The following is a 10,802-nucleotide window of genomic DNA, read 5'->3' as shown; positions in this document are numbered from 1 at the left end:
GAAGATGCGTGATCTGATCCTTCAACTCAGCAAAAGTTCGATTTATTCAACAAAGTCTCCATAACCCTGACTCACCGAGCGCACCACGTGCCATCGTCCTAAACCCATGCCCGCAGACCTCAGTTTTCGTGTCATATCCCATCGAGCGCAATGCACTGTTTACTGTGTTCTCACTCATAACTTTAGTTGCATCATGATCACCCGGAAAAAGCAGCTCTTTATCACCACTAATCTGCTTAAGCTGCTCTAACAAAATCATCGCCTGTCGACTGAGAGGAACGATATGTTCCTCTTTCATCTTCATACCCCGGTATGAGTAACGCACGCCTTTAATTTCTTCTCGTTTAGCAGGCACGCGCCAAAGAGATTTATCGAAGTCGAACTCATCCCAGCGCGCGAAACGTAACTCACTGGAACGCACAAAAGTGAGTAAGGAAAGCTCGACCGCGATCCGTGTCATTACGCGGCCACGATATGCAGCAAGACGTGCAAGAAACTCAGGGAACCGGCTGGAGGGTAAGGCGGGGTAATGTCGCGCTTTGGTTGTTGATAGCGCACCGGCCATGTCACTGGCTGGATTAGAGTCAATGTAATCGTTCTGTACAGCATAACGCATAATAGCCGTGACACGCTGCTGAAGACGCTGCGCAACATCATGCTTACCACTGGCATCAACTTTTTTAATCGGGGCTAACAGATGGCTAGTTTTGAGCTGGCGAATGTCGGACGAACCGATATGAGGGAAGATATAAAGCTCAAGATAGCGAAGAACGCGCGATCGATGGTCTTCACTCCAGCGCTTGTTACTGGCATGCCATTCACGAGCAATGGTTTCGAAAGTATATGCCCCCGAATTCTCGGCCTGAGCTTCTTTCTGTTCGGCTTTTGGATCAATACCCTGCACTAACAGCTTTTTAGCTTCGTCGCGCTTCGCTCTTGCCTGAGCAAGCGTCACAGTCGGCCAAACGCCAAAAGCGAGGCGATCCTCTTTTTTGTCAGAGGGGCGTCGGTATTTCATGCGCCAGTATTTAGAACCCTTGGCCGAAACCTCGAGATACAAACCGCCGCCATCGGCCATTTTGTAAGTTTTGTCTTTTGGCTTTGCGGTCTCGACCTGTCTGGCGTTGAGCTTCATTTTGGGGGCACATTTCTAATCGAAGTTAAGATGCCCCCAATTATGCCCCCAATGACATCCGGATTTCAACGGACAACCTCGGACGACTCAGGACGTAAAAATCGCTGCAAGCATTGATTTTTAAGGAATAATTGGACTTTCTCGGATGGTCTTGGAAGTACTAATGGTGCCGAAGGCCGGACTCGAACCGGCACGTATTTCTACGGTTGATTTTGAATCAACTGCGTCTACCGATTTCGCCACTTCGGCACTGAAGGGGATGCGGAAACGTTGTGGATTATACCTGTCGCGCGCCGCCATGCAAGCGACGACGCGCTAAACCTGCGCTAAGTGCCCAAAAAACCAGCGCTACCGTCACTCCAGCTCAGACACCGCCAGTCGAATCACCCCTGCCGCCTTCTGCTCCGGCAGCGCCAGCACCTTCGCCCACATCGCCTGCACCATATCGCAGGAGAGCTTCTCTTTGCCCGCCGCCTTCTCCGGCATCTGCAACAGCTGGATATCCTCGCCGTACTTATCGGCAAGTTGCTTCATAATCGGCCGGACATCCTCGACAGCCGCCTCGCGTTCGGCCTGCGTCACGGTGTGGCGATTTTTGCCGTAGGCCGCGCGCATCATGTCGGCGTCGGCCTGCATGCGCCGCGCCATCAGGTCTTTATCCAGCATGCGCATCGGGTTCACACCGCCCTTCACCATCGGGTAGAGGAAGCGGAAACAGGCGTCATCGCTCACCTTCTGGATGGCGGCGGTCTGCTCCATGTTGATGGTCATGTAGTTCACCACGTTGGCGTCCGGGGCGTTTTGCAGGCGCGTCATCTGCAAATGCAGGATCTGCGGCTGGATGGTGTCGATAATCTGCTGCTCCGGCTCGCCCGCTTTTTGCAGGGCGGCCATCTGGTCGAGAATGCGCTGATGCAGCGCAGGCTCCTGCTCCTTAATCACCTGCCAGGCGGGCATCGCGTTAAGGGCGGTATCCATCTGCTGTTCCGGGGCGCGTTGCCTGTCAAAGAACACCCAGAACGCCACGGCGGCAGCCGCGACAATAACAATGACCGTACTGATCCACGTTTTTTTCATCTCGCATCCTTATCCTTGCGTTATGCCGGTTTACACCGGCACGCCGCTGTGGAAGCGAAACTCGTGGTCCGGTGTCGAGATAAGTGTGGCTTCAATTTCGCCAAAAAGCTGTATGCGCGGTGAGATATCGTCGTCGCTCACCTGCTGAGCCAGCGTCAGGTAGTCCTGATAGTGGCGCGCTTCCGAGCGCAGTAGCGAGAGATAGAACTTCTGTAAGTCATCGTCGAGGAACGGGGCCAGCGCGGCGAAGCGTTCGCAGGAGCGGGCTTCGATGTAGGCGCCACAGATGAGCTTGTCTATCAGCGTCAGCGGTTCGTGGGTGCGCACTTCCTTCAGCATCCCTCTGGCGTAGCGGCTGGCGGTGATTTTGACGTACGGAATGTCGCGGGCCAGCATCGCCTCGCGCACCTGCCAGAAGTGGTGCAGCTCCTCTTTAATCAGCAGCACCATGCTGTCGATGAGCGCCTGGCCCCACGGGTCGTCGGTTTTGGGCATCACGCTTTTGCCAATCTGCCTGTGCAGGGCGATGAAGTCCGGCTCCGGGCCGTCGCGGAAGGTGAACTGTTCGTAGGGTTTGAGCCACTCGAGCAGCACGTCGGCACCGCTTTCGTCGGCGACGTATTTACGCACCAGCAACAGCGCGGTCTGGGCGGCCTTAAGCTCGCACACCATGTGGTCGGTGAGCAGCAGCGGCAGGTTCGCCGGGTCGCGGGCTTTATCAATCCATGCTTGCGGGGTCGGGCACTGGAGGAAGTTAAGTACGGGGGCGAGTATCTGCGGGTAATCCATGGTTCTGCCTTGAAAAAGCGGTGGCGCGGGCCACCGCCTGAAACGCTTAGTGACGCACGCCGTCGTCGTCTTCGTCGACGTAATCTTCGTCGTCGCCTTCTTCGCCGTCTTCACCGTTCGGATCTTCGAAGTAGGTGCCCCAGCCATCGTATTCCACGTCAAACTTCTCGGCCAGGTTCATCAGCTGTTCTACCTGCGCGTCAATCAGCTCCGCCTTCAGCGCGCCTTCGCTCAGGATGTCGCAGCAGATGACGGTGTCGCCCTCTTCCACTTCCAGCTCTTCCGGCTCGGTCACTTCGTAACCCAGCTTGAAGGCTTCCACGGCCATTTTTTCCAGCGCGTCGAAATCATCCGCAGAGAAATGGTGCTCGATGGTGTACAGCGCGTCCGGATCGCTACCGTCTTCCAGCAGTTCTTCAATAATCAGACGCGTCTCTTCGCGTTGTTCTTCCAGGTGTTCCGGGTTTGCCATGGCTCAATCCTCTTTAAAGTGCGGCAGATACTTCTATTTTCACACACGGACGGGTTTGCCTCCACCTTTGTAAGAAAGAATTGTGAAACGGGGTTGCAAATGAATAATTACACATATAAAGTGAATTTTAATTCAATAAGTGGCGTTCGCCATGCGAGGATAAAATGTCCGATTTGTACAAAAAACACTTTCTGAAATTGCTCGACTTTACCCCTGCACAGTTCACTTCTCTGCTGACTCTTGCCGCACAGCTCAAAGCCGATAAAAAAAAGGGTAAGGAAGTACAGAAGCTTACCGGTAAAAACATCGCGCTCATCTTCGAAAAAGACTCGACCCGTACACGTTGCTCTTTCGAAGTTGCCGCATTTGACCAGGGCGCGCGCGTCACCTATTTAGGGCCGAGCGGCAGCCAGATTGGGCATAAAGAGTCAATTAAGGACACCGCGCGGGTTCTCGGGCGGATGTATGACGGCATTCAGTATCGCGGCCACGGTCAGGAAGTGGTCGAGACGCTGGCGGAGTATGCGGGCGTGCCGGTGTGGAACGGGCTGACCAACGAGTTCCACCCGACCCAGCTGCTGGCGGACCTGCTGACCATGCAGGAGCACCTGCCGGGCAAGGCGTTTAACGAGATGACGCTGGTCTACGCGGGCGATGCGCGCAACAACATGGGCAACTCGATGCTGGAAGCGGCGGCGCTGACCGGGCTGGATCTGCGTCTGGTGGCTCCGAAAGCCTGCTGGCCGGAAGAGAGCCTGGTGGCGGAGTGCAGTGCACTGGCCCAGAAGTACGGCGGGAAGATCACCCTGACGGAAGACGTGGCGGCGGGCGTGAAGGGCGCGGACTTTATCTATACCGACGTCTGGGTGTCGATGGGCGAAGCCAAAGAGAAGTGGGCGGAGCGGATTGCGCTGCTGCGCGGGTATCAGGTAAACGCACAGATGATGGCCCTGACCGGCAACCCGGACGTGAAGTTCCTGCACTGTCTGCCGGCGTTCCATGACGACCAGACCACGCTCGGCAAGCAGATGGCGAAGGAGTTCGATCTGCACGGCGGGATGGAGGTGACGGACGAGGTGTTTGAGTCGGCGGCGAGCATCGTGTTCGACCAGGCGGAAAACCGGATGCATACCATTAAGGCGGTGATGGTGGCGACGCTTGGGGAGTGATCGTTTCTCCCACTTTATTGGTTCGGAGCACTCTTCTTGCCGGGTGGCGCTGCGCTTACCCGGCCTACACAACCCGTAGGCCCGTGCAAGCGCAGCACCGCCGGGCAAACCGGCTCCATTTCATTGATTTTTCACCCCGAAAAAGGTACGTTTTCGCCTTCATTCCAGCGTGGACATGCCAGCATTATGCCGATTATTCAGTCTGTTGAACGTGCGTTGCAGATCCTCGACCTGTTCAACGAGCAGGCCACCGAGCTTAAGATCACCGACATCAGCAAACTGATGGGGCTGAGCAAGAGTACCCTCCACTCGCTGCTGAAAACCCTCCAGCTTCACGGCTATATCGATCAGAATCCGGAGAACGGTAAGTATCGCCTCGGCATGAAGCTGGTCGAGCGCGGTCATTTTGTCGTGGGCTCGATGGATATTCGGCAGAAGGCGAAAGGCTGGCTGACGGAGCTGTCACAGCGGACCGGGCAGACCACCCATCTGGGGATCCTGGACGGGCGTGAAGGGGTCTATATCGAGAAGATTGAAGGCAAGCTGGCCGCCATCGCCTATTCGCGCATTGGCCGCCGCCTGCCGGTTCACGCCACCGCCATCGGCAAGGTGTTGATTGCCTGGCTGGGCGAGGCCGAACTGAACGCCCTGCTGGAGGGCTATCAGTACACCACCTTTACGCCTTCCACCCTCGGTTCCCGCGAGGCATTGCTGGATGCTCTGATAAAAACGCGCGAGCAAGGCTACGCCCTGGATTGCGAAGAGAACGAGCAGGGCGTACGCTGCGTGGCGGTGCCGGTGTGGAACCACGAATCCCGCGTCATCGCCGCCCTGAGCCTCTCGACGCTGACCTCGCGCGTGGACGATGCTGAACTGGCTAATTTCCGCGAGCAGCTTCAGCAGGCCGGGCTCCAGCTCTCACGCGCACTGGGCTACCCGGCCTGAGCCGTTATACCGGCTCGTAGGTGAAGTAGTCGAAATCCGCGTGGCAGCCGTCACCGCTGATGTCCTCGCAGTGCAGACCCACAAACGCGCCGGTGAAGAAACCGCGCCCGCCGATGTAGTCGTCCGACAGCTTCCACGCCTCATACGTGACAGGTACGATGTGCCACGTCTCGCCGTCGAACGAGTAGCTGTAGCGGTAGACCAGCGTATCCACGTCGACCCGCAGCCAGACGCTCTCCGCCTGTTCAGGCACCGGAATCGGCTGCTCGTGCAGTGGCCACGACGGCACGTTGTGGTCAAGCTGGATCACCTTGATCGTTCTCCCCTGCCCTTCCTCGTAGTCCACAAAGCAGTAGCTCCAGTTTTTGCTGTTGTAGTAGCAGGTCAGCCCCGCGCTCTGCTGGAAGTGGACCGGCGAGAACTGCATCCGCGTCTCGGCCCGGAAGGTGAAGTGCTGCCAGCGGCGCGCCACGGTCGACTGGGTGAAGGTCGAGTTGAGCGAGTCGTTGCCGTACAACCGTAAATAGCCCGGGCGGGCGGTGAGCGAGCCGAGGGTGTCGTCGAACGGAATGCGCAGGGTCTGCAATTCAGGGTCAAGCGAATTGGCGTCGAAATCGTCCCGCCAGTTACCCTGTGCGATTTTGGGCTGCTCCGCCACCTGCGGGCCGGGCACGGTGAGCTGCGCGTGCTTACCGCCTTCCACGTACGGCCAGCCGTCGCGCCATTCAATGCGGGCGATGCCGGTCTCGCGCCCCAGCGGGCAGTAGCCGCGTCCGCCGGAGGCCAGCAGCGGTATACCGGGCAGGCGCAACGAGCGGCTGGTGAGGTAGGCCATGTACCACTCCCCGGTGTGGGTTTGCAGCAGCGAGCCGTGGCCGCTCTTTTGCAGCGGGTTCTCCGGCAGGTGCCAGCTGGTCATCATCGTCACGTCCGGGTGCAGCTCGTACGGCCCGTCGATATTTTTGGAACGCAGCACCACGACCGCGTGTTCGTAGCTGGTGCCGCCTTCGGCAACCATCAGGTAGTACCATCCCGCGTGGCGATACAGGTGCGCCCCTTCGGTGTAGCAGAGCGGCGTGCCGGTAAACAGCGTTTTTCGCTCAGGCGAGAGCGTGCCGGTCTGCGGGTCAAACGCCTGCATCACGATGGTGTTGTGCGGATTGCTGTGGTGGCGCGGCCCCCACGGGCGGTAGAGGTAGTATTTGCGGCCATCATCGTCGTGGAACAGGGACGGGTCAAACCCGCCGTTGCCCATCGGGATCGGTTCGCTCCATGGCCCTTCGATGGAGGGGGCGGTGACGAGGAAATTACGACCATTTTTCCACGGCGAGTCGACAATTTTTACGTCGGTATAGAGCAGCCAGAACTTCCCGTCGGCGTAGCTCAGGCACGGCGCCCAGATGCCGCCGGAGTCCGGGTTGCCCTTCATGTCCAGCATCGACACGCGGTCCAGCGGGGTGCTGACCAGCGACCAGTTTTTCAGATCGCGGGAGTGGTAGATGCGCACGCCCGGGAACCACTCGAAGGTCGAGGTGGCGATGTAGTAGTCCTCGCCCTGACGGCACAGGGACGGGTCCGGGTTGAAGCCGGTCAGAATGGGGTTAGTGATTTCCATATTGCCTCCGGTTAATGGGATGCGGCTGTCGCGGCGTCGGGAACGGCCTCGCCCTGCGCCGCGCGGTGCTTGATCAGCTGCTGGCTGATGGCCTCCACGCGGGCGTCGGTGAGCTTGTAGAACGACAGCATGATGAACATGCCCGCGTAGAGCACCACCGGCACCACGCAGAACAGAATTTTGATGGTGGTGAGCACCTCAACCGGCTGCACGCTGCTGCTGGCGGAGTAGTTCACCCAGGCCAGGATCCAGCCCACCACCGCCCCGCCAATCGCCAGGCCAATCTTCAGGCTGAACAGGTAGGTGGAGAACACCAGTCCATCGAGGCGGCGTCCGCTGCGGCTCTCCTCGTAATCCACCACGTCAGAGGCCATCAGCCACTGTAGCGGCGTGGTGGTGTTAAAGACGAACAGGAACAGGATGTTGAGGGCGAAAATCAGCGCGATGTGCTCCGCGGGGGTGAAGAAGATCAGCAGGCTAATCAGTGAGTAAGCGACAATGATCCACTTAAAGGCGGTGACGCGGTCGAAGCGGCCCAGCAGACGAGACGAGCAGAGCGAGCCGAACATGGTGGCGAGGCTGCCGTAGAGTAAAAACTGCGTCGCCATCTCCGGGTGATCCATCACGTATTTTACGAAGTAGAGCGTCGCCCCGCCGCGCACCACGTTAGAGCAGGTCGCCATCATCTTGAACGCGCACATGATGCGCCACTGGCTGTTGCCCAGCAGCAGTTTGAGATCTTTCGCCACCGACGAGCCAGGCTGCACCTCAAAGGTGTAGCGCTCTTTGGTGGTGAAGAAGCAGACGTAGAGCAGCACCACGCCGCTCAGCCCCAGCACGCACATGGCGCCGAAGTAGCCCACCTGCTCATCCCCTTTGCCGATGATGCTGACCAGCGGCAGCGCGATACCGCTGATGGCAAGCGAGCCAGCCGCCGCCAGGAAGAAGCGCCAGGACTGAAGGGCGTGACGCTCTTTCGGATCGGCGGTGATCACCCCCGGCATGGCGCAGTACGGCACGTTAACGAAGGTGTAGACCAGGGTCAGCAGAATGTAGGTTACGCAGGCGTAGATGATTTTGCCCTGCGCCGAGAAGTCCGGCGTGTAGAAGGTCAGCATACAGACGATGCCAAACGGGATGGCGCCCCACAGCAGGAACGGGCGGAACTGGCCATAGCGGGTGCGGGTGCGGTCTACCAGCAACCCCATCAGCGGATCGGTCACGGCGTCGAGCACGCGGGAGACCAAAAACAGCGTCCCCATAATGCCCGCAGAGAGGCCGAACACATCGGTGTAGAAATAGGCCAGCAGGAACATCGTGGCCTGCCAGACGAAGCCGCAGGCGGTGTCACCCAGCCCGTAGCCAATTTTGTCTTTCATGGTTAATTGCGTCATCAGAATTACACCCTTATGTAGTGTGCTGAATTACAACATCGTGTTACTGGAGTGTAATGAGCTGTTCAATTAACCAGCAATGGTCATATCTTATTTCTGAATTACGTTATTTTGCTTTTGTGACGCCAACGATATATCTCAAATCATTGTTTAAATTAGAAAAATAAAGACAAGCAAAAACCGCCCGCGGAATATTTCCCGCAGACGGTTTTATCTCTGAAAATAATTAAAGACCGAGCGCTTTTTTACCGGCGTTAATTACCTCGATGATTTTATCGGTGTCATAAATACAGCCTTTCCAGGTGCCGCCGCTCACCGACTGTAATGCCGCCCACAGGCGGGTATCGTCCGGCAAAAAGTCATGGGCGTGCAGGTCCGGGTGCGTCTGCCGCCGCGCCAGCTCGCGCGCGCCCTCCTCCGGCGTCAGCGGATTGTACGCCGTACCGATAAAGTTCACGCTGCCCGTCAGGGTCAGGCGGTCGACCGCAATCTCAATGATGTCGTTGTCGCGCAGCTTGCCAATCGGCCCGCCCGCCAGCGCTTCCGGCGATACGTGGCCGAAGCAGGCGCCCGTCGACACGCCCGAGAAGCGCGCATCGGTGATGAGCGACACCGTTTTGCCCCACGAGATATGCTTCAGCGCGGAGGTAAGCTGGTAGGTCTCTTCCATGCCGGTGCCGGACGGTCCACCGCCGATCACCACCATGATATCGCCCTGCTGAATCTCTTCCCGCTTGATGGCCCTGATTGCCTGCGCTTCCGAGACAAACACCCGCACCCGGCCAGTGTGGCGGTAAACGCCATCGTCGCCCACTACCGACGGGTCGATCGCCGTGGCCTTGATCACCGATCCTTCCGGCGCGATGTTGCCCGTCGGGAAGCAGACCGTCGAGGTCAGCCCTTTCGCTTTTGCCTTCTCCGGCGGCAGGATCACGTCATCCGGCTCCACGCCGTCCTGCTCGCGCAGGCACTGGCGGAAGCGCTTACGGCGCTCGGACGTCTGCCACCAGTCGAGGTTCTCGCCCACCGTCTGGCCGGTCACGGTCATGGCATCCAGATGCAGCAGGCCGAGATCGCGCAGGTGGAGCATGACTTCCGGCACGCCGCCCGCGAGGAAGGCGCGCACGGTCGGGTGATAGTCCGGGCCGTTGGGCAGTACGCTCACCAGGCGCGGCACCCTGCGGTTGACGCGCGTCCAGTGCTCAACGTCCGGGATCGTACAGCCCGCCGCGTGGGCGATGGCCGGAATGTGCAGCAGTAAATTGGTGGAACCACCGAACGCCGCGTGGATCACCATGGCGTTTTCGATGGCTTTATCGGTGAGGATATCGCGCGTGGTGATGCCGCGGTTATCCAGCTCGCTCACCGCCCGCGCCGACTGGCGGGCGATCTCCAGCCACACCGCCTGCCCGGACGGCGCCAGCGCAGAGTGCGGCAGCGCCAGCCCCAGCGCTTCCGCGACCACCTGCGAGGTGCCCGCCGTGCCGAGGAACTGACACCCGCCGCCCGGCGAGGCGCAGGCGCGACAGCCCAGCTCGGCGGCCTCCTGCAAGGAAAGTTCATGGTTGGCGAAGCGCGCGCCGATGGTCTGCACCTTGCCCGCATCTTCCCCCACGGTTGGCGGCAGCGTCGCCCCGCCCGGCACCAGAATGGTCGGCAGGTCGTGCATGGAAGCCAGGGCGATCATGGTGGCGGGCAGCCCTTTATCGCAGGTTGCCACGCCGATCACCGCCCGACGCGTCGGGAGAGAGCGGATCAGGCGGCGAAACACAATTGCCGCGTCGTTGCGGTACGGCAGGGAGTCGAACATGCCGTGCGTACCCTGCGAGCGACCGTCGCACGGATCGCTGACGAAGGCCGCAAACGGGATACCCCCGTTGCGGGTGATCTCCTTCGCCGCCGCCTGCATCTGCATGCCGATTTCCCAGTGTCCGGTGTGGTAGCCCAGCGCAACCGGGCGTCCGTCTCCGGCGCGGATGCCGCCTTGGGTGCCGATGATCAGCACCTCTTTCCCGGTCAGCTTGTTGGCGTCCCAGCCCATCCCGGCGTTCTGCGTCATGCCGAACAGGTTGCCGCTGGGGGATTCTATCAGCATCTGCGGGGTCAGCGGCAGCGCGCCCTGCGGCCCTGCCGCATGGGTGATCACCGCATAAAACGCGTCGTCCTGTGGGGTGAAAATTTTCTCAATGGTCATCGTTATCGTCCG

9 protein-coding genes, 1 tRNA gene and 1 pseudogene are annotated in these 10,802 nt (G+C 59.3%); 3 read left to right on the top strand and 8 right to left on the bottom strand.

What is annotated here, in order from left to right:
* Positions 1–58 precede the first annotated feature (58 nt).
* The 5 genes and pseudogenes from ACOTX7_RS10835 to rraB form a co-directional block, all read right to left on the bottom strand.
* Positions 59–1,135, bottom strand: a pseudogene (locus tag ACOTX7_RS10835) (tyrosine-type recombinase/integrase); the annotation flags it as partial.
* 164 nt (positions 1,136–1,299) lie between these two features.
* Positions 1,300–1,384: transfer RNA gene (locus ACOTX7_RS10830), tRNA-Leu, on the bottom strand.
* A gap of 105 nt (positions 1,385–1,489) precedes the next feature.
* Positions 1,490–2,212: a topoisomerase II gene (locus ACOTX7_RS10825; RefSeq protein ID WP_221813421.1), complete on the bottom strand. Its 723-nt coding sequence runs from the start codon at positions 2,210–2,212 to the stop codon at positions 1,490–1,492.
* Positions 2,213–2,242: 30 nt separating this feature from the next.
* On the bottom strand, positions 2,243–3,001 hold the full coding sequence (miaE, locus tag ACOTX7_RS10820; RefSeq protein ID WP_221256848.1) for a tRNA isopentenyl-2-thiomethyl-A-37 hydroxylase MiaE: 759 nt from the start codon (positions 2,999–3,001) through the stop codon (positions 2,243–2,245).
* Between the two features lie 46 nt (positions 3,002–3,047).
* The gene (gene rraB, locus ACOTX7_RS10815) at positions 3,048–3,473 is read right to left on the bottom strand and encodes a ribonuclease E inhibitor RraB (RefSeq protein ID WP_006810300.1); all 426 of its coding nucleotides are present in this window, start codon (positions 3,471–3,473) and stop codon (positions 3,048–3,050) included.
* Between the two features lie 99 nt (positions 3,474–3,572).
* On the opposite strand from rraB, the gene argL reads away from it, so the two are divergent.
* The 3 genes from argL to xynR all read left to right on the top strand — a co-directional run bounded on the left by argL (position 3,573) and on the right by xynR (position 5,587).
* Positions 3,573–3,668, top strand: a complete 96-nt coding sequence (gene argL, locus ACOTX7_RS10810; RefSeq protein WP_213748629.1) for a putative translational regulatory protein ArgL — start codon at positions 3,573–3,575, stop codon at positions 3,666–3,668.
* Positions 3,638–4,642 (top strand): ornithine carbamoyltransferase, encoded by a 1,005-nt coding sequence (gene argF / locus ACOTX7_RS10805; protein ID WP_221256847.1) that lies wholly within the window; start codon positions 3,638–3,640, stop codon positions 4,640–4,642. Before argL ends, argF begins: the two co-directional genes overlap by 31 nt.
* Before the next feature lie 186 nt (positions 4,643–4,828).
* The gene (xynR, locus tag ACOTX7_RS10800; RefSeq protein ID WP_221256846.1) at positions 4,829–5,587 is read left to right on the top strand and encodes an IclR family transcriptional regulator; all 759 of its coding nucleotides are present in this window, start codon (positions 4,829–4,831) and stop codon (positions 5,585–5,587) included.
* Positions 5,588–5,591: 4 nt separating this feature from the next.
* Here the strand turns inward: xynR and ACOTX7_RS10795 are convergent, their stop codons facing one another.
* The 3 genes from ACOTX7_RS10795 to yagF all read right to left on the bottom strand — a co-directional run bounded on the left by ACOTX7_RS10795 (position 5,592) and on the right by yagF (position 10,790).
* A complete protein-coding gene (locus ACOTX7_RS10795) occupies positions 5,592–7,202 on the bottom strand; it encodes a glycoside hydrolase family 43 protein (protein ID WP_221256845.1) in 1,611 nt (536 codons plus the stop codon).
* 11 nt (positions 7,203–7,213) lie between these two features.
* Positions 7,214–8,596, bottom strand: a complete 1,383-nt coding sequence (locus tag ACOTX7_RS10790; protein ID WP_221256844.1) for an MFS transporter — start codon at positions 8,594–8,596, stop codon at positions 7,214–7,216.
* A gap of 226 nt (positions 8,597–8,822) precedes the next feature.
* A complete protein-coding gene (gene yagF, locus ACOTX7_RS10785) occupies positions 8,823–10,790 on the bottom strand; it encodes a YjhG/YagF family D-xylonate dehydratase (protein WP_221813423.1) in 1,968 nt (655 codons plus the stop codon).
* Positions 10,791–10,802: the final 12 nt, after the last annotated feature.

The organism is Enterobacter cloacae complex sp. IR5418 (genome assembly GCF_049238105.1).
Taxonomy (GTDB): Bacteria; Pseudomonadota; Gammaproteobacteria; order Enterobacterales; family Enterobacteriaceae; genus Enterobacter; species Enterobacter hormaechei.
Note: the sequence above shows the minus strand (reverse complement) of the source record. Positions and strands in the feature narration are given on the sequence as shown.

Coding starts and splice junctions, on each gene's coding strand:
- ACOTX7_RS10825 (WP_221813421.1), bottom strand. CDS start 2,212: ATGAAAAAAACGTGGATCAGTACGGTCATTGTTATTGTCGCGGCTGCC.
- miaE (WP_221256848.1), bottom strand. CDS start 3,001: ATGGATTACCCGCAGATACTCGCCCCCGTACTTAACTTCCTCCAGTGC.
- rraB (WP_006810300.1), bottom strand. CDS start 3,473: ATGGCAAACCCGGAACACCTGGAAGAACAACGCGAAGAGACGCGTCTG.
- argL (WP_213748629.1), top strand. CDS start 3,573: ATGAATAATTACACATATAAAGTGAATTTTAATTCAATAAGTGGCGTT.
- argF (WP_221256847.1), top strand. CDS start 3,638: ATGTCCGATTTGTACAAAAAACACTTTCTGAAATTGCTCGACTTTACC.
- xynR (WP_221256846.1), top strand. CDS start 4,829: ATGCCGATTATTCAGTCTGTTGAACGTGCGTTGCAGATCCTCGACCTG.
- ACOTX7_RS10795 (WP_221256845.1), bottom strand. CDS start 7,202: ATGGAAATCACTAACCCCATTCTGACCGGCTTCAACCCGGACCCGTCC.
- ACOTX7_RS10790 (WP_221256844.1), bottom strand. CDS start 8,596: ATGACGCAATTAACCATGAAAGACAAAATTGGCTACGGGCTGGGTGAC.
- yagF (WP_221813423.1), bottom strand. CDS start 10,790: ATGACCATTGAGAAAATTTTCACCCCACAGGACGACGCGTTTTATGCG.